Below are 19318 nucleotides of genomic sequence, written 5' to 3'. Positions count from 1 at the left end.
CAAGAGCAAGGCTGCCACTGCAAGCCTTGCGCCGGCAGCCTCAGCTAGGGTGCAAGTTAACTGAAAAGGCTCCTGTACACTACGCACAGGAGCCTTCGCCAAAGAGTTTTATAACTTCGCTATACTGAGAAGCTCTCGCCGCAACCGCAAGAGCGCGAGGCATTAGGGTTGTGAAATTGAAAGCCTTTGCCATTCAGGCCATCCGAAAAGTCGAGCTCGGTGCCAGCCAGATACAAAAAGCTTTTCATATCTACTACCACGCGCACGCCTTTATCCTCAAATTCCTGGTCCATCGGCCGGGTTTCGTTATCGAAATCCAGCTTGTAGCTCAGGCCCGAGCAGCCGCCGCCCGCCACCGAGGCGCGCAGGCGATAAGTGGCATCGAGCTGCGAGTCGCGCATCAGATGCTCTACTTTTTCCTTGGCTTTATCCGAAACGGTAATCATAACAAGCAAGTAGCTAGGGGGTGCATAGAAAGAATAGCGGCCACTACGCCCGGCAGGCCAGCGGCGCTTCTATAACAAAGATACCGCCAAGAATGATTCTAAATAACAAAAAAAGACGACCCTTTTTCAAGGTCGTCTTTTCCAATTAGCAGGGCTAGCCTAGTGGTGCGACTTTTCGAGCTCCAGGGCCGGCAGGCCATTCTTTACGCGATAGTCGTTGATAGCCATCTTGATGGCATCTTCGGCTAGCACCGAGCAGTGGATTTTAACGGGCGGCAGGGCCAGCTCTTCCACAATCTCCATGTTGTCGATGGCTAGGGCCTCGTCTACAGTTTTGCCTTTCAGCCATTCGGTAGCCAGGCTCGACGAAGCGATGGCCGAGCCACAGCCGAAGGTCTTGAACTTGGCATCGGTGATGGTATTGGTGGCTTCATCTACCTCGATTTGCAGGCGCATTACGTCGCCGCACTCAGGAGCGCCTACCAGGCCGGTGCCCACCGTTTTTTTGCTTTTATCCAGCGTGCCCACGTTGCGGGGGTTGCTGTAGTGGTCGATTACCTTATCGGAGTAAGCCATTGGAAATGTTAAGTTTTAAATGTTGAATTTTGAATGCAGCCAGAAGAGCGAAGCCGAGGGCGAATATTAACTCAACATTCAACCCTGAGCAGTCAACATTTCTTAGTGCTCAGCCCACTCGATGGTGTTGAGGTCGATACCTTCTTTGTGCATCTCCCACAGCGGCGACATCTCGCGCAGCTTGGTCACCGCTTCTTTTACGTGGTTGATGGCGTAGTCGATTTGCTCGTCGGTGGTGAAGCGCGAGAGGCCGAAGCGCAGGCTGCTGTGTGCCAGGTCGTCGCTCAGGCCCAGGGCCTTGAGCACGTAGCTAGGCTCCAGCGAGGCCGAGGTGCAGGCCGAGCCGCTCGATACGGCCAGGTCTTTCACGCCCATCATCAGGCCTTCGCCTTCTACATATTTGAAGCTGATGTTCGTGACGTGCGGCAGGCGGTGCTCGCGCGAGCCGTTCACGTAGCTTTCCTCGAGGGTCAGCAACTCGGCTTCGAGCTTATCGCGCAGCTTGCTGAGGCGTTCGGCGTCGGCAGCCATTTCGAGGCGGGCTAGCTCACACGCCTTACCGAAACCCACGATGCCAGGCACGTTGAGCGTACCCGAACGCATGCCGCGCTCGTGGCCGCCGCCGTCCATTTGGGCAGTCACTTTTACGCGCGGGTTTTTGCGACGCACGTAGAGCGCACCAACGCCTTTGGGGCCATACATTTTGTGGGCGGTGAAAGCCATCAGGTCGATGCCGTCGGCTTGCACATCCACCGGAATCTTGCCTACGGCCTGGGTGCCGTCGCTCATAAACAGCGCGCCGTGCTTGTGGGCGATGGCGGCAATTTCGCGGATGGGCTGCACGGTGCCCGTCTCGTTGTTGCCGTACATGATGGTCACCAGAATGGTCTGGGGCGTCATGGCGGCTTCTAGCTCTTCGAGGCTGATGAGGCCCTGCTCATTTACGGGCAGGTAGGTCACTTTGCCGCCGAGCTTCTCGATGTGCTTGCAGGTATCGAGCACGGCTTTGTGCTCGGTTGTAGTCGTGATGATATGGTTGCCGCGCTGGGCATACATCTCATACACGCCTTTTATACCCAGGTTGTCGCTCTCGGTGGCGCCGCTGGTGAAGATAATCTCCTTGGGGTCGCAGTTGATGAGCTGGCTGATTTGCTCGCGGGCGTAGTCCACGCCTTCCTCAGCGGCCCAGCCGAAGGGGTGGTTGCGCGAGGCCGCGTTGCCGAACACGTCGGTCAGGTAGGGCATCATGGCCTCCAGCACGCGCGGGTCGAGCGGCGTGGTGGCGTTGTTGTCCAGGTAGATAGGTAGCTTAAGCATGGCGCTGGGCTGATTTTTCTGGTAAATGCTAATACGAGGCAGTTGACTGTCGATGAAACAGAATTTTGGCCTAAACAGTTTTTTGGAATCCACAAAAATAGCTGGAATCTGTCTAAAAACCCGCACTGCCTGGTTAGGTGGCAGCGGGGCCGGTAGCTTTGTGCCGCCGGGCTAGCCACCGGCATCCTGTTATGCTTACCAACCTCGAACACCTGGGCCTGGCCGTGCGCGACCTGGCAGCCGCCACCGACCTCTATACCCGCCTGCTAGGGCAGCCGCCCTACAAAACTGAGCATGTGCCCAGCGAGGCCGTGGACACCGTTTTTTTTCAGGTGGGCGGCTCCAAAATTGAGCTGCTGGCCGGCACTAGCCCCGAGAGCGCTATCACCAAATTCCTGGAGAAAAAGCCCGAGGGCATTCACCACGTCGCCTTCGAAGTTGATGACATTGAGGCCGAAATGGCGCGGCTCCGCGCCGAAGGTTTTACTTTATTAAATGAAAAACCTAAGCGCGGCGCCGATAACAAGCTGGTGTGCTTTGTGCACCCCAAGAGCGCCGGCGGCGTGCTGGTAGAGCTTTGCCAGACCGCAGATTCAAACGGATAAAACGGATACGCTCGCTAACGCGGGCTGACGCTGCCGAATACTGGCTAAGTAGCATCAGCGCTACTCAGCCCTCGGCATGCAGTTTATTCCCACTAGGGTGGGCAGGTTTAGCTAGAGGGGCGCAGGCTCTACTTTTGCTTCACTGCGGTTTTTGCAAGAAGCCATATGCGCTAAGCAGTTCAGGAATACGACACCGCATAGCTGCGTAGCCAGCCCGCGTTAGCGGGCGTATCCGTTTTATCCGTTAAGTCCGTTTGAATCTGCGATGAATTTTTTTCGCCAGGAAGTTGATAGTGCCATTGATGTGCTCATTGCCCAGCAGGTCATTCTATACCCCACCGACACCGTGTGGGGCCTGGGCTGCGATGCCGAAGTGCCCCGCGCCGTCGAGAAGCTCTACAAATTGAAAGGCCGCGCCGAGGGTACGCCCAGCATTGTGCTGGTGGCCGACCTGGAAATGCTGCGCCGCTACGCCGCCGAGGTGCCCGCCGAGCTCGAAGCGGCCCTAGCGGCCCAAACGCGGCCCACTACCTACATCCTGCCTGCTAGCCGCGCCGTGGCCCCAGGCCTCGTGGCGCCCGATGGCACGGTGGGCCTGCGCGTGCCGCAAGATGAGTTTTGCCATAAGCTGGTGCGCCGCCTGGGTCACGGCTTGGTGAGCACCTCCGCCAATAAAACCGGCCAGCCCACGCCCGCCATTTTCAAAGAGGTAGACCCGGCCATTGTGCGTGGGGTAGACTACGTGGTGAGCTGGCGGCAAGACGATGAAACCCGCACCGCGCCTTCGCGCATAGTGCGGCTAGGGGCCGGCGGCGCCCTTGAGGTAGTGCGCGACTAAGTGCGGCGGTTAAAAGCCCGTGCCCTGCACGTTCTGCGTGCTAACAGGCTTGCCGCTCGCCACGTTGATAACCCAATTGCTCAGCACGACCCCGGTAGCGTTCTGGATAACCAGTCCGGTCTCGGCCGAAATAGTGAGGTTAGATAGCGTCAGGTTTTGGATAGGCAGCGTGGTTAGCCCCACCAGGCTACCGGCGTTTTTGGCGCCGGTCACGGTGAGGTGGTCAACGGTCATGCCCACCACGCTCGGGATGTCCGTCGGGTAAGTATTGTTTGGGTTGAGCGCATACGCCATATTTATCACGAGCGGATTCTTAACGTTCGTCATGGTAATGTGACTGTAGCTGACGTTTTGTACCAGGCCGCCCAGGCCGGGCTCCGACTTGATGCGGATGCCGTTGTCGGTATTGGTGAAGGTACAGTTGCTAACCGTCAGGTTTTTAACTCCCGAAGATGTTTCGCTACCAATTGAGAGGCCGTGGCCGTGCAGGAAGGTGCAGCCCGTCACGGTCAGGTTCTGGCAGGCATCAACCAAGGCATTATTGACGCGGCCGCTCTTGATGGCAATGCAGTCGTCGCCGGTATCAATGGTGCAATTGGTGATGGAAACCAGGTTGCAGTTGGCTGGGTCAATGCCGTCGGTATTGGGCGAAGTAGCGGGCGCGATAATTTTCACCCGGTTGATAACCACGTTCTGGCACTGGCTAGGCACCAAGTGAAAGGACGGCGAGTTGGTAAGCGTCAGGCCCGTCACGGTCAGGTTCTGGCACGCGGAAATGTAGATGAGCCGGGGGCGCACCAAGGCGCTGTTTGCCTGAAACGCCGCCCACCACGGCGCGCCATTGCCGTCGATAGTGCCTGCTCCACTGAGGGTTACATCGTGAATGGGGGTGCTCGGCCCGTTGATGAGGTTCACCACCTTGCCACCCACCGTAAAATCGGCCATATGGGGGCTAGCCAGCAGGGTCGCCAGGGTATCGAGCCGTAGCGTAACCGAGCTTTTCATGTAAATCGGCCCGGTCGTGTACGTGCCTTTGCGCAGCACCAGCGTGCCGCCGCCGGCCGCCGAGCACGAGTCGATGGCCTTTTGCAACGGCAGGGCCTGGTTGGTGCCATCGGCCAGCAGCTTGAGGTAAGTTGTGTGCAGGTCGGGCGGGGTGCCCGTGGTGGGGGTGGCCGAAGGCGTAGCATCGTTTTTGGCGCAGCCCCCCAGGCTAAGCAGCCCAACCAGCGCCAGCGCCAGCAGGCGAGCGAAGAAGTAATTCATGCTGGAAAGTAAGCGGGGGTACACGGGATTTTGCATGAAGAAGCACCAGTTTGCATGGCAGGCAACTGCTTCTCTACTAGGCCCCACGGCGGTTAGCGCACGGTGGGGACCGTGCTGCTCCGGCAGTAGTGCCCGTCGCCCGGCCGGCCGGCACTGTACCTGCCTGGGCAGAAGAGTTGGCTCCGCGTAGCGGCACTAACCGCCGCCGCGCCCGAACTTTGCCGCTATGACCACGCCCACGCTGCCCGACCTGCCCATCTTCCGTGCCATTGCTGAGGCCGCCCACGAGCTGGGCCAGCCAGCCTACGTGATTGGCGGCTACGTGCGCGACCTGGCCCTGCAGCGCGGCAGCAAGGACATCGACGTGGTGACGGTGGGTGATGGCATTCGGCTGGCCCAGGCGGTGGGGCGCAAGCTGCCGGGCCGCGGCCGCGTCACGGTGTTTAAGAACTTTGGCACCGCCATGCTGCCCACCGAAGAGGCCGGCGAAATCGAGTTTGTGGGCGCCCGCAAGGAAAGCTACCGCGCCGAAAGCCGCAAGCCTGAGGTAGAGGCCGGCACGCTGGAAGACGACCTGGCCCGCCGTGACTTTACCATCAATGCGCTAGGACTGAGCCTGAACGCGGAGGATTTTGGGACCCTGGTGGACCGATATAATGGCATGAAAGACCTGGCAGCCAAGACCATCCGCACGCCGCTAGGGCCCGATATTACGTTCAGCGACGACCCGCTGCGGATGCTGCGCGCCATTCGTTTCGCCTCGCAGCTCAACTTTGATATCGAGCCCGATACCTACGACGCTATCAGCCGCAATAAAGAGCGGATTAAGATTGTATCGCAGGAGCGTATCACGATTGAGCTCAATAAGATAGTCGAGTCGCCGGTGCCGAGCTACGGTTTCAAGCTACTGTTTCAGACCGGCCTTTTGCAGCTCATTTTCCCCAAAATGGCGCTGCTGCACGGCGTAGACAAAGTAGGCCAGCACGCGCACAAGGATAATTTTTACCACACCCTGCAAGTGCTTGATAACGTGGCCGCCGCCGGGGGTGACCTGTGGCTGCGCTGGGCCGCCATCCTGCACGACATTGCCAAGCCCGCTACCAAGCGCTACGACCCCAAAGTCGGTTGGACCTTCCACGGCCACGAAGACAAGGGCGCGCGCTGGGTGCCCCAGATTTTTACCGACCTCAAGCTGCCGCTAGGGGAGGAGATGCGCATGGTGCAGAAGCTGGTGCGCCTGCACCTGCGGCCCATTGTGCTGAGCAAGGACATCGTGACCGACTCGGCAGTACGCCGGCTGCTGTTCGAAGCTGGCGATGACATTGACCGCCTCATGGTGCTGTGCCGGGCCGACATTACCAGCAAGGACCACCAGCGTAAGGCGCGCTACCTCAAGAATTTCGATGTGGTAGAGGAGAAGCTGCGCGAAATTGAAGCCAAAGACCACCTGCGCAACTTCAAGCCCGTTATCACCGGCGAGGTCATCATGGAAACCTTCGGCCTCAAGCCCTCGCGCCAGGTAGGCGAGCTGAAGGAGGCCGTGCTCGAAGCCATCTTGGAAGGCGAAGTACCCAACGAATGGGAGCCCGCCTACGCGCTGCTGCTGCGCCGCGGCGCGGCGCTGGGGCTAGCGGTGGCCAAGTAATTAGGCGTCGTATTTATGGTAGTCCAGAACTGCTTTCGCAATGGCAAGCGGACTGGCTGCGGCGCCTAGGTAAGCTGCATATTCGGAGATTAAGTCTGCCAGCTCAGACGCGGAGAAGAAACTCTCGTATTCTACCCCGTCAACTGTAAAGAAGATGGTAGATGGAACGCGCTCCCAATTGAAAAAAGCCAGCTCGTTGGTCAGGCTGACACTGGGTGTCATGTACACGTACAGCAATTCAGCAGTTGGCTCCGTAGTGTGGCTAGCTGCAACTGCTTCCACAGAGGCACCTTGCTGCACTGCTTCAACGAGTTGTAAGAAATTCATAGTTTATTCTCCTGGGCATTGAGCGAGGAAGATACTGCCACTACCCCCGGCTCGCCGCTCGGCCGCCCGCGCCTGAGCTGGCCGCGCGAGGTGCTGCTAGCCCTGCTGCCCACCCTCACGGTGCTTGGGTTGCTGTGGCTGCTCAAGCTGCTCAGCAACCAACAGCAGCTGTTCGCCTCGCTGGCTAGCAGCTGCTTCCTGATTTACCTAGACCCTGGCCACCCGGCCAACAGCGCCCGCACGCTCGTTATCAGCCAGTTGGCTGGGGCGATGCTGGGGGCCGGCTTTCATGCGTGGCTGGGGCCGGGCTACGGCAGCGCGGCGCTGGCGCTGGTCGGTATTATCGGGGTGATGATACTGACTAATACCATGCACCCGCCGGCCGTAGCCACGGCGCTCAATTTTGCGTTTCGGGCTGGAGCGGGCGAGGGCAGCCTTGTGCTGTTTGGGCTGGCCATGGGCTTGGTGCTGGTGCTGCTGGCCGTGCAGCGCGGCTCGGCTCGGCGTATCTGGTGCGGCGGCTCACGGCCTCTACTTAATTAGTTTGTACGGTATGCTTTCTTCAATTGAAACCCCGGTTACCTTGTTCAGCCGCACCGAAGAGGGGGTAGTGGCTGGTGTGCAATGGCTTAAGTTAGGCGTAGAGGTAGTGGGGGCGCTCATCATTGCGCTGGGTATTCTGGTGGCTGGCGGCCTGCTGGTGCAGGCGCTGCTAGCCCGCCGCACGGCCGATTTTACGGCCATTCGCCTCACGCTGGCACGCTACCTGGCCCTGGCCCTGGAGTTTCAGCTAGGGGCCGATATTCTGAGTACGGCCATTGCCCCAAGCTGGGAGCAGATTGGCAAGCTCGGGGCCATTGCCGTCATCCGCACAGCGCTCAACTTCTTTTTGTCCAAAGAAATGGAGGAAGAACGCAAGCAGGGCGGTACCGAGCAGGAAGTGGTAGAGCACTCGCTGAAACAATAAAAGGCTTCTACGCTGACTAATAGGGTATTATAACTCACATACGAGCAGAAAAAGCTTGGTGTAATAGCGCGTAAGTTCCTATACTTGTGCCCGGTTCTCACCTTCGCTCTTCTTCTTATGATGCAATTTGTACGTTGCCTCTTCATTTGCTCGCTGGTTGCGCTGCTGGCGCTAATTGCCTCCGCCGTAGCGGCTAGTCCTGCCGGCAGCGCGCGGCTGGGCGTCGTTGCGCGGCCCTTAGGCAGCGCTATCACGGGCCGCGTAACAACGCCCACTGGGGCGCCGCTGGCCGGAGTATTTATCACCGTGCAGGGGGCGGTGGCCTTGGCAACGACCAACGCCGTCGGCAGTTTTTTGCTAACCCATGAGCAGCCCAATCCCGTGCTCACGTTTAAGTGCGCCGGCTACCAGACCCAGACTTTTCTGCTAAAAGCCGCCGGGCCGGTAGCCGTGGTGATGAATGAGATTGGCACCGTGCCGGTAGCCCAGGCGGCTGGGCTCGAAGCGGTAAACAAGCCGCTACTGGTAGCCGACGAGCAGCCGACTTTTCCGGGCGGCGCCACGGCCTATCGCAACTTTCTGCAGCAGAATGTGCATTACCCCCAGGCGGCTAAAGACAAAGAGATATCGGGCGACGTGTTCGTCAGCTTCGTGGTTGATGAGATGGGCCGCCTACTCGATGCCGAGGTGATAAAAGGTATGGGCTACGGCCTCGACGAAGAGGCCCTGCGTCTGGTGCGCCTCATGCCCTGGTGGACGCCCGCCCGGCTCAACGGTAAGCCCGTGCGGGTGCCTGCCACCCTGCGCATTCGCTTTGGCATGCAGCCCGCACCGTAGCCGGGCCGGGGGCTAGCCCCTGGCCAGCCGCTGGCCCGCCCGCGCCACGTCTTCGGGCGTGTCGATGCCGAAGGCATCGAGCTCGGTAATAGCCGTTTGGATGGCAAAACCGGCTTCGAGCCAGCGCAGCTGTTCCAGGCTTTCGGCCAATTCGAGCGGCGAGGGGGGCAGCAGGGTGAGCTGGCGTAGCACCTGCGGCTGGTAGGCATAGAGCCCCAGGTGCCGATAATACTGGTGGTGAGCCAGCCAGTCGTGGCTAGGGTGCTGGCGCTGGTAAGGCAGGGGGTGCCGGCTGAAATACAGCGCCTGACCGTGCTGGTTGGTTACCACCTTAGGCAGGTGCGGGCTAAATAATTCTTCGTCCGTAAGCACCGGCTTAATGAGGGTGGCAATAGGTGGCGGTGCGGCTGGCGAGAATAAATCGACGAGCGCATTTATCTGAGCTGGCTGAATAAACGGCTCATCACCCTGGATATTGACAATGCAGTGCGTGTCGCCAGGCTGGCCTAGTTGCTCGAAGGCTTCCCACACGCGGTCGGTGCCGCTGGGGTGGTCGGGGCGCGTCAGCACGGCCTCACCCCCAAAGTCGCGCACATGGTCCAGAATGCGCTGGTCGTCGGTGGCCACTACCACGCGGGCCAGGTTTGCCTGCCGGGCCTGCGCTACCACGCGCTGAATCATCGACTGGCCGTCCAGGTCCACGAGGGGCTTGCCGGGTAGGCGGGTGGAGGCGTAGCGGGCCGGAATGATGCCAATAGCAGCCATAAGCAACGAACAGGTAATAAATAACAATGAACACAGGTCGGCCAGCGTTAAGCGCCCGCCGCAAGCTGGCCTCCGGCTCGCTTTTCAGCCCCTAAGCTAAGGCCGCCCGGCCGCTAGGTATTTACTTTGCCGGCCGCTGGCCTTGGGCCGGGGCCGGCCGCCGGCCGGTTTTGGTACATTTTTAGCCTTGCTTCTGCGCATGAGTTTGCTTGCTTCGTTGTTGATATTGAATTCGCTGCACGGCCCCCTGGCTGCGGCGCCCGCCAGCCACCGGCTGCCCACCGATTCTATCGGCCAGGAAATACGCGGCGGCCAGCGCTTTGTGCGCCACCGCGTGGCCCAGGGCGAAACCATGTTTGCCCTCAGCCGCCGCTACCATGTGTCGGTCGACCAGATTACGGCCGCCAACCCCCAGCTGAAAGCCGGCCTGGGTATCGGGGAGGTCGTGCTCATTCCGCGGCCTGGCGCAGGTGCCCGCCCGGCCACCGCTGCCGCTGGCCCCGCCAAAACCCCCGCGGCTACCTCAGCCGCCGTGCCCGAGCGCTACACCGTGGCCAAGGGCGAAACCTTGTTTGGCATTGCCCGGCGCTTTGGCGTGGCGCCCGCCGAGCTGATTTTGCTTAATCACCTACCCGCCGGTGGCTCGGTGCGCGTGGGCCAGGAGCTGGTGCTGCGCGCTGCCGATGGTGGCGCCCCTGCCGTAGCAGCTAGCCCTGCCGCGCCGGCCGCTGCCCCGCGCCCCGCTGCGCCCGAGCCCCCCGCCCCCAAAATCAACCCCGCTGCCCCCGCCCAGGTAGCCACCGTGACGCCGGCCACCCCCGCCGAGCGCCGCGAGGAAGCGGCCGAAAGCAAAAGCCCCACCCACGCCAGCGAGCTGGTATCGCGTAAAACTGACGTGGGTATTGCGGCGGCCATCCCCAACAATGGCACCGACAAATACCTGGCCCTGCACAAAACGGCCCCCGTGGGCACCATTATGCAGGTCAAAAACCAGATGAACGGCCAGTCGGTGTACGTGCGCGTGATTGGCGCCTTGCCCGACACCGGCGAGAACGAGAACATCTTGGTGCGCCTCTCGCCCCGTGCTGTGCAAAAGCTCGGCACCAGCGACGCCAAGTTTCGGGTCGAAACGAGCTACGTGCCGTAATTGTCTGAACCACGGATTCGGCGGATTTTCGGATTGGCCGGGTTTTGTGGACGATTAAGCTTTTTACTGCGTTCGCTAAAAAAGCCATCCGCACGGGTGGCTTTTTTAACGTTCACAACATCCGAGTAATCCGAAAATCTGCCGAATCCGTGGTTCAGACACTCTCCCAGCTGCGCGCCCTGCTCGATGAGCGTGTAGCCCGCCACAACCAGCCCGCCTTCCTCACCAAAGACCCCGTCAGCATCCCGCACCGCTTCACGCGCTTGCAAGATATTGAAATCAGCGGCCTGTTTGCCGCGCTGCTGGCCTGGGGCCAGCGCCCCACCATCCTCAAGAAAACCGCCGAGCTGATGCAGCGCATGGACGATGCGCCCTACCAGTTCATCACCCAGCACCACGACGAGGACCTCAAAAAGCTGCTCGGCTTCTGCCACCGCACCTTCTGCGATACCGACCTGCTTTACTTCGTGCACTGGCTGCGCTGGTTCTACGAAAGCCACACCTCGCTCGAAGACGCCTTCTTGCACGGTACCCCCATGCGCGAGCGGCTCATCAACTTCCACGACCTGTTCTTCAGCCTGCCCGACGCGCCCGCCCGCACCCGCAAGCACGTGGCCACGCCCGCCCGCGGCTCGGCCTGCAAGCGCCTCAACATGTATCTGCGCTGGCTGGTGCGCCGCGACAACTCCGGCGTCGATTTTGGCCTCTGGCGCCGCATCGACCCTAGCGAGCTCATCTGCCCCATCGACGTGCACGTCGAGCGCCAAGCTCGCCTGCTAGGCCTCTTGCGACGTGAAAAGGTAGACTGGCAAGCCGCTGAGGAACTCACCGCCAACCTGCGCCTACTTGACCCGAACGACCCAGTGAAGTACGACTTTGCGCTGTTTGGGGAGGGTGTGGGGTAGCGGTGTTGCGGTTTATTCGGCTTAGACGATAATCTGTCGTAATGCCCAACTAACGATGCGCGATAAAGCGGCTGTATGGAATTTCAACTCTTGGTGCCAAACCACCGGCTTAAGCAGTTGCCGTGGTTTATAGTAGCGGCCTTCATGGGAGTGATACTGCTGTTTAGCTTCGCGCCGCCGCTAGGGTTTGCGGTGCTGATTAGCGGCCCCGTGGTGGCCCTGGTGGCCAGCTTTTTCCCCAGGTTCAGCGAGTGGCTGTTCTGGCAGCCGATGTCGGTGTGGCTATCCTCCGATGGGGTGGCATGGTTGAAGCCGGGAGCCGGCCAGCCGGAAAAATATTTATTCGCTGAATTGCGGGCTTATCGGTTCAGAGTCGGCAAAAGTGTTACGGATATACTGCTGTGGCCAGTAGCTAGTGACGAAGACAAGATTCGGTGCCGCTACTCAGTGGAATTTGCTTCTTTTCAACAAGCCTTTATCCAAGCGATAAAGGCTTACAATCAACTTAATCCGAGCGCGCAGGTGACGGTAGTAGAAGAACCGATGGTGAGGTTCTTCAAAAGCCCGGCTTCTACCAACGTGTTGTTCGGACTGCTAATGGTGCTGGCGCTTTGGGTGGGCTGGGGCGTGGCACGCGGGCGGCACCCGGCCGTGTACATCGTACCTACCTTACTATTGCTGCTGCCCTACTTGCTCATTTGGGCCAATTTTTATTACCAGCGCCGCTAGCCTCCGTGCGAATCTTCCCGCCCCGATTGCTGTTTTACCTTCGCGGCCAGTTAGTTCATATCCCCGCCTGTATTCGATTTGTTAGTACCCCAGAATTTTGAAGCCAAGATTGGCTTTTCTACCCTCCGCGACCTGCTGGAGCAGCTTTGCCTCTCGGCGCTCGGCCGGCAGTACGTGGCCAAGATGCAGTTCATTACTGACCACGAGCAGCTCAGCAAGCTGCTGGCCCAGACCGACGAGTTTGCCCAGCTGCTGAACGGCGGCAGCGATTTTCCCGGCGCCCACTACCACGACGTGCGCGTGCACCTCAAGCGCGCCTCGCTGCCCGGCGCCTACCTCGACGTGGCCGCCTTCTACGAAATCAAGATGAGCCTGCGCACCATTCGGGCGGCGCTCACTTTTTTTACGCAGGCGCCCGAAGGCTTGTACCCCACGCTGCGCCTGCTGGGCATCGGCATTCAGGCCGACCGCAACCTGCTGGCTAGCCTCGATAAAGTGGTGGACGACGAAGGCCACGTGCGCGACGATGCCTCGCCGCTGCTACGCCAGATTCGGCAGGAACTCATTCAGCGCCAGGGGCTGCTGCGCAAGCAGCTGGCCGGTATCCTGCGCCACGCCAAAAGCGAGGGCTGGATACCCGGCGACGCCGAGCCCACCATCCGCGGTGGCCGCTTGGTGCTGCCCGTGGTGGCCGAGCACAAGCGCCGCGTGCGCGGCCTTATCCACGACGAAAGCGCCTCGGGCCAGACGGTGTACATCGAGCCGGCTGAGGTGTTTGAGCTGAACAACGACATCAAGGACCTCGAAAACGCCTACCAGCGCGAGCTGATTCGCATTCTCACGGCCCTCACCGACCAGCTACGCCCGCACCTGCCCGACCTGCGCAAGGCTTATAACTACCTGGGCCTGCTCGACTTCATTCGGGCCAAGGCCCGGCTAGCCCGCGAGCTCGACGCGCAGCTGCCCGAGCTCAGCGCCCGGCCGCTGCTGCGCTGGCGCGGCGTGCGCCACCCGGTGCTGGCCCTCACCTTCAAGGAGCACAACAAGGCCGCCGGCCCCGATGCTGAGAAGCGCGAAGTAGTACCCCTCGATATTGAGTTGACGCCCGAAAAGCGCATCCTCGTTATTTCGGGACCGAATGCGGGCGGTAAGTCGGTGTCGCTCAAAACGGTGGGGCTAGTGCAGTACATGCTGCAATGCGGCCTGCTGATTCCGTGCGACGACTACTCGGAGGCCGGTATGTTTGAGGACATTCTCCTCGACATCGGCGACGAGCAGAGTCTTGAAAACGACCTTTCGACCTACTCGTCGCACCTGCTGGCCATGAAGCAATTCGTGACGGTGGCTAATAAAAAAAGCCTGGTCCTCATCGACGAATTTGGCACCGGCACCGAGCCCACGCTAGGGGGCGCCATTGCCGAAGCCGTGTTGGAGCAGCTGAACAGGGAGCGCGCCTTTGGGGTGATAACCACGCACTACACGAACCTCAAGAACTTCGCGGAGAAAACGGAGGGCCTAGTGAACGGCGCCATGCGCTACGACCCCGAGCGCCTACAGCCGCTGTATCGCCTCGAAATAGGCAAGCCGGGCTCGTCGTTCGCCATCGAGATTGCCCGCAAAATCGGCCTGCCCCGGCAGCTCGTAGAGCGCGCCTCGCAGCTCGTGGGCAAGGACAAAATCCGGTACGACCGCCTGCTCGAAGGCCTCGAAAAAGACAAGACTGACCTCGAAGCCAAGCTGCGCGACGTAGAAAAGCAGCAAAGCCGCCTCAAGCGCGCCGCCCAGGAATACCAGGAGCTGAAGCAGCACCTCGAAGACACCCGCCTCGAACGCCTGCGCGATGCCAAGCAGCAGGCCCAGAAGCTGCTCAAGGACACCAACCAGCAAATCGAAGCCACCATCGGCGAAATTCGCCGCTCGCAGGCCGACAAGGAAACCACCAAGCAGGCCCGCGAGAAGCTCGACACCTTCGTGCGCAAGGAGCTGCAGGTAGAGCCGCCCAAGGCGCGACCCACCCGCGAGTTGGCCGAAGCTAGCACCCTAGCGGCCGGCGACCGTGTGGCCATCCTAGGTCAGGAGGGCCACGGCGAGGTGGTAAGCGTTAAGGGTAAAACCGCCGAGGTCCTCTTCGGCGGCATGAAAACTCTGGTGAAGGTCGGCCAGCTCGAAAAGCTGAGCCGCGCCGAGGTGCGCGAGCGCGAAGCCGCCGCCCGCAAAACAGCCGCTGCCAATACCGGGGGCCAAAGCCTCGACCTCACTGGCCGCATGGCGGGCTTCAACCCCACGCTCGACCTGCGCGGCGAGCGGGCCGAAGATGCACTCACCAAGCTCATGGCGTATGTCGATGACGCGGTGATGTTTGGCGTACCGGAAATGAAGATTTTGCACGGCCGCGGCAACGGTGTACTGCGCCAGGTAGTGCGCGACTACCTGCGCCAGACCCGCGCCGTAGCTAGCGTGGGCGATGAGCACGCCGACCGCGGCGGCGACGGCGTAACCCTTGCCGTGCTGAAATAAGCTGGCTGCCCGCTAGCCCCTCGCTTTTGCCAAACTGCCCATCGGAAGCCTGTTTTCCGGTGGGCAGTTTGCGTTGGCACTGGCTGGCGCCGCCTGGCAGGCGCTGGCTGTTGAGCAGTAGCTAAGTTTGCCAGATGAGCACATATCTTTCTTTGTGGTGGCTGGCAGGCCTCATGCTGGCAGGCCAGGCCGCTGGGTCGGGTAAGGCAAGTCCACTGCCTTATGTGGGTAGTTCGTCACCCACAACCTTTCGCCACCCTGGGGTGCTCACTACCCAGGCTAGCCTCGACCAGGTGGCGGCGCAGCTAAAGGCCGGCGATAAGGCGCGGGTGGCCGGCTTGCAGCAGGTGGTAGCTTATTTAGCCAAGCATCCTATCCCCACTTCCTTTCCCAGCGTGGTGTATGCGGTGGCGGGAGCCGGCAGCCCCACCGAAGACCAGATACGGCGCGATGCGGAGCTGGCCTACGCCTGCGCCCTGCGCTGGGCCGCTACCGGCGAGGCCGCCTATGCCCGGCAGGCCCGGCAGATACTCGATGGCTACGCCCGCAACTTTCAGCGCTACAGCACTTCGCCTAAGCCCGACGGCTCGCCCACCGAGTTTCGGCAAACCTACTTGGAGGCGGCTTGGGTGGCGCCCACTTTCGTGGCGGCGGCCGAGATTATCCGCTACTATCGGCTAGGGGGCAAAACGGGTGCTGGCTGGCCCGCGGCCGACGTGGCCGCCTTCAGCACCTTCCTGAAAAAACTACAGACCGACTACGTAGACCCACTGCCGGCCGGCACAAGCTGGGTCAATAACTGGCAGGTGTCGTGCGCCTATGCCCAGCTCGCGCTCGGGGTGTGGTTTGATGACCGGGCCGAATACGAGAAGGGCTACCGCTATGCGCTGGCCGTGCAGCCGCAGGTATTTTACGCCAATGGCAATGTGAAGGAGCTGTGCGACCGCGACTGCCATCACCCGCAGTACACGCTCACGGGCCTTACCAATGCCGCCGAGATAGCACGGCTGCAAACGGGCGATACGGCGCTGTATGCGCTTCATAATCAGCAGTTGCGGGTAGGGTGGGAGAAGCTGCTCGATGCCCTGGAGCACGCGCCCGGCAGCTGCACCGACTGCTCGGCGCATCCGGCCGTGTGGCCTGGCATCGAAACGGCCTATGCCTATTACCGCACGCCGCGGCTAGCGGCCCTGCGCGAGCGCGGGGCTCCCTACGGCGTGCCCGGCGACGACACGTTTGCCGGCTTTACGTCGCTCATGCAGCCGGCCGGGGCGCGTTAGGGCCTGGCCAGCAGGTCGTCGCTTAACGGCTTTCACCAGGGAAAGGCGGCTAGCAGCGTATTTTTGACGGCTTATGCTGGCTCCTTCCGATTCTACTGTTCTTTTACACACCGCCGCCGGCCGGGTAATTGCCGAGCCGGCGAGGTACCTGCGCCTGCATTGGAGCGTCCAGCCGCGCGTCTTTGCCGACACGTGCGCCATGTTTACGACCGCGGCCCACGCCCTGCGCCAATACGGCTGGGGGCGCATCCTAGTCAATCAGGTAGAAATGCCGCCTTTTTCCCCACAGGAGCAGCTGTGGATAAGCCAGCAGTGGCTGCCGGCGGCCGTGCGCGAGAGCGGCTACCGCCATGGGGCCGTAGTAGTGGCCGACAACGTGCTCACGCGCCTGGCTACGGCCTTCGTTACCAGTACGCCCGAGCTGCCCTTGCGCTACCGCTCGTTTAGCACCGAAGAAGAGGCGCTGGCCTGGCTGCTGCAACAGCCGGCATAACCTGGCTAGCCCTCAAAGTAGCAGCACATCAATGCGATGGGCGTGCACCAGCTGTAAGGCTTCCGACCACGAGAAAACGGTAAAATTGCCATCCTGCGAAGCTACCAGGGCCACGGCGTCGTGCTGGTCGTGCACAAACTGGGCGGCGGCCAGGTGGCGGGTGCCGCCCAGCTTGGCCGGGTGCAGGCGGGTAGCACTGCTGCCCACCACGGGCTCGGTGAGCACCAGCTCGGGCACGGGCGTGCTGTGGGCGCGGCGCGTCACCTTGGCTCCGAAGGTCAGCAGCTCATACTGGCTGGTGAGCAGGGTGGCCCCATCAACAGCCGTGAAGCCGCCCACTATCTCAATGGCATCCAGGATGTTCTCCTGCCAGTCGCGGTGGCTGCGGTCGGCCGAGTCAAGCAGTGCCGCAATGCTGCCGAAGGCCGGCGCTACCGGATAGCTCAGCGGCTGCACCACCGAGCCTTGCCAGGCGTCGGAGCCGGAGGGCACGAGCAGCAGCAAGCCGCCGCGCCCGTGCGCCCGCATCGCGCGGGCCAGCTCGAGCAGCACGTCTACCTTGGTCGTGCTAGGGTCGGGTGGTCCGGGGCAGGGGATGGGCGGCAGCGAAAGCTGCAGCTCAGGATAGTCGCCGAGGCCCTGAGTTTGCTCATCTACCACCCGTATCTGGTCGCCGCGCAGCACGGCCACGTTCACAAACTTGCCAAAGCCGTCGGCCCGGCGGTGCTTGGCCACCAGCAGGCCCGGTTCTACCACTTCCAGCACAAAGCACACCGGCGGCACCTGGCTGGCCGTACCCCACACATAAAGTCCCTCCTCATCAAACCCCACGCCCAGGTGAATGCCCGGGTGCTCGACGGCCGGCGCCAGCTTAATGAGGACCTGCGGCGTGAGGCGCAGCCGGTGCCCAAACAGCAGCGGCTGCCCGGCCGCTTCGGGTTCGAGCAGGGCTAGCGAGATACGCGGCGGCCGCCCCTCCTCCCGGCGCAGGCTAGCCCAGAAGGCTACGTCGATAATGGCTTCGAGCAGCGGGGCGGGTGGGGGCGGGGGTAGCAGCGTGCGGCCCAGGTAGGCCGCGCCGGCGAGGTGCTGGGCAAAATGGGTGGCGAGGGCAGGTGCCACCATGCGGGCAGCCAGATAGGAAGGTTCAGAAAGCATGAGGCTGAGAGCGGCCGGGAGCAGCAGCTGGACCGGTAGAGTTATAGAACAGCAAGAAGCCAGAATTGCTTGGCCGCAGGCAAAAATGGGGACTAGCAGCAGGAGTTCGGTGCTGCACCAACTCTGCGCGCCCTTGTGGCCCGCCCGTTAGCAGGCCGCCAAGTATGGCGCGTATGTTTGCCAGCTAGCGGGGTTGCTTACAATTAAATCGTCCCTAACTACCTACCCAATGAAGAAGCGCCCGGGTGGCCGCCAGCTTCGGCGCACAGGGCCCCTGCTGGCTTTGCTGCTGGCAGCCTGCCTATCGTTCTGGCTTGCGCCGGCCCCGCAGGGGCAGCCCGATGTCGAGTATTGGGGCCACTACGCCCAGGTAGGGCCGGGGCTAGGCTTCGTCGTCAACCACGACAGCTATGGCTACCTGGAAGTAGCGCAGCGGCCCCAGCGGCTGCTGCGGCCGCAGGAAGTGCGGCAGTCGCGCCCACTCTACGCGTTGCTGGGGGCGGCCGTGGGCTATCCCCTCACCGCGGTGCTTGCCTTGGCCGGGCATCTGGGGCTAGCCCCCCGCTGGAGCCCCGCAGACCTGCGCTTCTACGGTTTCTACAGCGGGTACGTGGTGCTCAATGGGCTGACGCTGCTAGCTAGCCTGCTGCTGTTCAGAAGCCTGTTTGGCCAGCTTACGGCCGGTCGGGGGCGGGCCTGGCAGTTCTATGCCCTAGCCTGGGTACTGGTAGCTAACCCCATTACGAAGGCTTTTTTCTGGACGGCCCACCAGCAGATGCTAGCTTTTCTGGCGCCCTTGTTTTGCCTGTGGCTGGCGCTCTGGGTTGAGCGGCGGGTGCTTAGCTGGCCGCAGCTAGAGGGCTTGTCGCTGGCGCTAGGCTTGCTGCCACTCGCATACGGAAGCTTTCTACTGGTCTGGCCTGCGCTGGTCTATGGGTTGGGGCGCCAGCGGCACCGCCCGGCCCCGCGCTGGCTAGCAACTCGGCTAGCGGCTAGCGCATGCTTATTTGGGCTACCCACGGTGCTGTGGGTGGCCGGGTTGCGTAGCCAGGGTGTTAGCTACTACAACCACGAAGCCGTGCGCTACCACCAGCTGGTGTGGCTGCCCGCAGCATGGGGGCAGCCTGGCTTTGCAGGGGTGGTGCTAGGCCAATTAAAAAGCTACGTCAGAAGCTTGCAGCTCGTGGGTGGCTGGCTGCTGCTGGGGGCTACCCTGCTCGCGGCTACCTGGTGGCGGCGCCAAGCCGCGCTGCTGCCCCGGCCTGCCGGGCCGGCGCTAGGCTGGGTAGGCGGGTGGTTTGTCTTGTTTTTTGCGCTGCTAGGCTATTACCCCGAGCGGCTGGCCTACACCCTGCTGCCGCTGGTGCTGTGCCTGTTGGCGGCCCTGCTGCCCTACTGGCCCGGGCGCTACGTGCGCCCCCTAGTGCTGGCCGTAGCAGCCAGCTGGCACACATACGTGCTGCTCAGCTACGGCCCGTTTTCGTAGCATGGCTGATGGCG

20 protein-coding genes are annotated in these 19318 nt (G+C 61.7%); 13 read left to right on the top strand and 7 right to left on the bottom strand.

Annotated elements, in window-relative coordinates; genetic code table 11:
* Window positions 1-119: 119 nt before the first annotated feature.
* The 3 genes from J4D99_RS08050 to J4D99_RS08040 form a co-directional block, all read right to left on the bottom strand.
* Window positions 120-446: a HesB/IscA family protein gene (locus J4D99_RS08050; RefSeq protein ID WP_068335803.1), complete on the bottom strand. Its 327-nt coding sequence runs from the start codon at window positions 444-446 to the stop codon at window positions 120-122.
* A gap of 159 nt (window positions 447-605) precedes the next feature.
* Entirely contained in the window at window positions 606-1022 is a 417-nt protein-coding gene (gene iscU, locus J4D99_RS08045) for a Fe-S cluster assembly scaffold IscU (protein WP_157565727.1), read from the bottom strand.
* Window positions 1023-1124: 102 nt separating this feature from the next.
* Window positions 1125-2339: an IscS subfamily cysteine desulfurase gene (locus J4D99_RS08040; protein ID WP_208131186.1), complete on the bottom strand. Its 1215-nt coding sequence runs from the start codon at window positions 2337-2339 to the stop codon at window positions 1125-1127.
* A 191-nt stretch (window positions 2340-2530) separates the two neighbouring features.
* Here J4D99_RS08040 and mce point away from each other — a divergent pair, with 191 nt between their 5' ends.
* Window positions 2531-2944 (top strand): methylmalonyl-CoA epimerase, encoded by a 414-nt coding sequence (gene mce / locus J4D99_RS08035; RefSeq protein ID WP_208131185.1) that lies wholly within the window; start codon window positions 2531-2533, stop codon window positions 2942-2944.
* A gap of 265 nt (window positions 2945-3209) precedes the next feature.
* Window positions 3210-3782: an L-threonylcarbamoyladenylate synthase gene (locus J4D99_RS08030; RefSeq protein ID WP_208131184.1), complete on the top strand. Its 573-nt coding sequence runs from the start codon at window positions 3210-3212 to the stop codon at window positions 3780-3782.
* A gap of 9 nt (window positions 3783-3791) precedes the next feature.
* Here the strand turns inward: J4D99_RS08030 and J4D99_RS08025 are convergent, their stop codons facing one another.
* Entirely contained in the window at window positions 3792-5048 is a 1257-nt protein-coding gene (locus J4D99_RS08025) for a glycoside hydrolase family 28 protein (protein WP_208131183.1), read from the bottom strand.
* Window positions 5049-5274: 226 nt separating this feature from the next.
* Here J4D99_RS08025 and J4D99_RS08020 point away from each other — a divergent pair, with 226 nt between their 5' ends.
* Entirely contained in the window at window positions 5275-6693 is a 1419-nt protein-coding gene (locus tag J4D99_RS08020; protein WP_208131182.1) for a CCA tRNA nucleotidyltransferase, read from the top strand.
* Here J4D99_RS08020 and J4D99_RS08015 read toward each other — a convergent pair whose 3' ends face one another.
* Window positions 6694-7020, bottom strand: a complete 327-nt coding sequence (locus J4D99_RS08015) for a hypothetical protein (protein ID WP_208131181.1) — start codon at window positions 7018-7020, stop codon at window positions 6694-6696.
* 18 nt (window positions 7021-7038) lie between these two features.
* Here J4D99_RS08015 and J4D99_RS08010 point away from each other — a divergent pair, with 18 nt between their 5' ends.
* The 3 genes from J4D99_RS08010 (at window position 7039) to J4D99_RS08000 (ending at window position 8824) form a co-directional block, all read left to right on the top strand.
* Window positions 7039-7563: an HPP family protein gene (locus tag J4D99_RS08010; protein WP_208131180.1), complete on the top strand. Its 525-nt coding sequence runs from the start codon at window positions 7039-7041 to the stop codon at window positions 7561-7563.
* A gap of 10 nt (window positions 7564-7573) precedes the next feature.
* Complete coding sequence (locus J4D99_RS08005; protein ID WP_208131179.1) at window positions 7574-7987, top strand: DUF1622 domain-containing protein; 414 nt, start codon at window positions 7574-7576, stop codon at window positions 7985-7987.
* Between the two features lie 117 nt (window positions 7988-8104).
* The gene (locus J4D99_RS08000; protein ID WP_208131178.1) at window positions 8105-8824 is read left to right on the top strand and encodes a TonB family protein; all 720 of its coding nucleotides are present in this window, start codon (window positions 8105-8107) and stop codon (window positions 8822-8824) included.
* Between the two features lie 12 nt (window positions 8825-8836).
* Here the strand turns inward: J4D99_RS08000 and kdsB are convergent, their stop codons facing one another.
* On the bottom strand, window positions 8837-9589 hold the full coding sequence (kdsB, locus tag J4D99_RS07995) for a 3-deoxy-manno-octulosonate cytidylyltransferase (protein ID WP_208131177.1): 753 nt from the start codon (window positions 9587-9589) through the stop codon (window positions 8837-8839).
* A 199-nt stretch (window positions 9590-9788) separates the two neighbouring features.
* On the opposite strand from kdsB, the gene J4D99_RS07990 reads away from it, so the two are divergent.
* The 6 genes from J4D99_RS07990 to J4D99_RS07965 all read left to right on the top strand — a co-directional run bounded on the left by J4D99_RS07990 (window position 9789) and on the right by J4D99_RS07965 (window position 16660).
* Window positions 9789-10736: a LysM peptidoglycan-binding domain-containing protein gene (locus J4D99_RS07990; protein ID WP_208131176.1), complete on the top strand. Its 948-nt coding sequence runs from the start codon at window positions 9789-9791 to the stop codon at window positions 10734-10736.
* Window positions 10737-10885: 149 nt separating this feature from the next.
* The gene (locus J4D99_RS07985) at window positions 10886-11641 is read left to right on the top strand and encodes a TIGR02757 family protein (RefSeq protein ID WP_208131175.1); all 756 of its coding nucleotides are present in this window, start codon (window positions 10886-10888) and stop codon (window positions 11639-11641) included.
* A 75-nt stretch (window positions 11642-11716) separates the two neighbouring features.
* Window positions 11717-12370 carry a hypothetical protein gene (locus J4D99_RS07980; protein WP_208131174.1) on the top strand — a complete coding sequence of 218 codons (654 nt, stop codon included), beginning with the start codon at window positions 11717-11719 and terminating at the stop codon, window positions 12368-12370.
* A 78-nt stretch (window positions 12371-12448) separates the two neighbouring features.
* Window positions 12449-14887: an endonuclease MutS2 gene (locus J4D99_RS07975; RefSeq protein WP_208131173.1), complete on the top strand. Its 2439-nt coding sequence runs from the start codon at window positions 12449-12451 to the stop codon at window positions 14885-14887.
* A gap of 134 nt (window positions 14888-15021) precedes the next feature.
* Window positions 15022-16167 (top strand): alginate lyase family protein, encoded by a 1146-nt coding sequence (locus tag J4D99_RS07970; RefSeq protein WP_208131172.1) that lies wholly within the window; start codon window positions 15022-15024, stop codon window positions 16165-16167.
* Window positions 16168-16240: 73 nt separating this feature from the next.
* Complete coding sequence (locus J4D99_RS07965) at window positions 16241-16660, top strand: SpoIIAA family protein (protein ID WP_208131171.1); 420 nt, start codon at window positions 16241-16243, stop codon at window positions 16658-16660.
* Window positions 16661-16672: 12 nt separating this feature from the next.
* On the opposite strand, the gene J4D99_RS07960 is transcribed toward J4D99_RS07965, so the two are convergent.
* On the bottom strand, window positions 16673-17818 hold the full coding sequence (locus J4D99_RS07960) for a putative sensor domain DACNV-containing protein (RefSeq protein WP_208131170.1): 1146 nt from the start codon (window positions 17816-17818) through the stop codon (window positions 16673-16675).
* Window positions 17819-18047: 229 nt separating this feature from the next.
* Between J4D99_RS07960 and J4D99_RS07955 the strand changes: the two genes are divergently transcribed.
* Window positions 18048-19304 (top strand): hypothetical protein, encoded by a 1257-nt coding sequence (locus tag J4D99_RS07955; RefSeq protein ID WP_208131169.1) that lies wholly within the window; start codon window positions 18048-18050, stop codon window positions 19302-19304.
* The last annotated feature ends 14 nt before the right edge of the window (window positions 19305-19318 follow it).

Source organism: Hymenobacter sp. BT559 (genome assembly GCF_017571525.1).
Classification (GTDB): Bacteria; Bacteroidota; Bacteroidia; order Cytophagales; family Hymenobacteraceae; genus Hymenobacter; species Hymenobacter ginsengisoli.
Note: the sequence above shows the minus strand (reverse complement) of the source record. Positions and strands in the feature narration are given on the sequence as shown.

Coding starts and splice junctions, on each gene's coding strand:
- J4D99_RS08050 (WP_068335803.1), bottom strand. CDS start 446: ATGATTACCGTTTCGGATAAAGCCAAGGAAAAAGTAGAGCATCTGATG.
- iscU (WP_157565727.1), bottom strand. CDS start 1,022: ATGGCTTACTCCGATAAGGTAATCGACCACTACAGCAACCCCCGCAAC.
- J4D99_RS08040 (WP_208131186.1), bottom strand. CDS start 2,339: ATGCTTAAGCTACCTATCTACCTGGACAACAACGCCACCACGCCGCTC.
- mce (WP_208131185.1), top strand. CDS start 2,531: ATGCTTACCAACCTCGAACACCTGGGCCTGGCCGTGCGCGACCTGGCA.
- J4D99_RS08030 (WP_208131184.1), top strand. CDS start 3,210: ATGAATTTTTTTCGCCAGGAAGTTGATAGTGCCATTGATGTGCTCATT.
- J4D99_RS08025 (WP_208131183.1), bottom strand. CDS start 5,048: ATGAATTACTTCTTCGCTCGCCTGCTGGCGCTGGCGCTGGTTGGGCTG.
- J4D99_RS08020 (WP_208131182.1), top strand. CDS start 5,275: ATGACCACGCCCACGCTGCCCGACCTGCCCATCTTCCGTGCCATTGCT.
- J4D99_RS08015 (WP_208131181.1), bottom strand. CDS start 7,020: ATGAATTTCTTACAACTCGTTGAAGCAGTGCAGCAAGGTGCCTCTGTG.
- J4D99_RS08005 (WP_208131179.1), top strand. CDS start 7,574: ATGCTTTCTTCAATTGAAACCCCGGTTACCTTGTTCAGCCGCACCGAA.
- J4D99_RS08000 (WP_208131178.1), top strand. CDS start 8,105: ATGATGCAATTTGTACGTTGCCTCTTCATTTGCTCGCTGGTTGCGCTG.
- kdsB (WP_208131177.1), bottom strand. CDS start 9,589: ATGGCTGCTATTGGCATCATTCCGGCCCGCTACGCCTCCACCCGCCTA.
- J4D99_RS07990 (WP_208131176.1), top strand. CDS start 9,789: ATGAGTTTGCTTGCTTCGTTGTTGATATTGAATTCGCTGCACGGCCCC.
- J4D99_RS07980 (WP_208131174.1), top strand. CDS start 11,717: ATGGAATTTCAACTCTTGGTGCCAAACCACCGGCTTAAGCAGTTGCCG.
- J4D99_RS07970 (WP_208131172.1), top strand. CDS start 15,022: ATGAGCACATATCTTTCTTTGTGGTGGCTGGCAGGCCTCATGCTGGCA.
- J4D99_RS07965 (WP_208131171.1), top strand. CDS start 16,241: ATGCTGGCTCCTTCCGATTCTACTGTTCTTTTACACACCGCCGCCGGC.
- J4D99_RS07960 (WP_208131170.1), bottom strand. CDS start 17,818: ATGCTTTCTGAACCTTCCTATCTGGCTGCCCGCATGGTGGCACCTGCC.
- J4D99_RS07955 (WP_208131169.1), top strand. CDS start 18,048: ATGAAGAAGCGCCCGGGTGGCCGCCAGCTTCGGCGCACAGGGCCCCTG.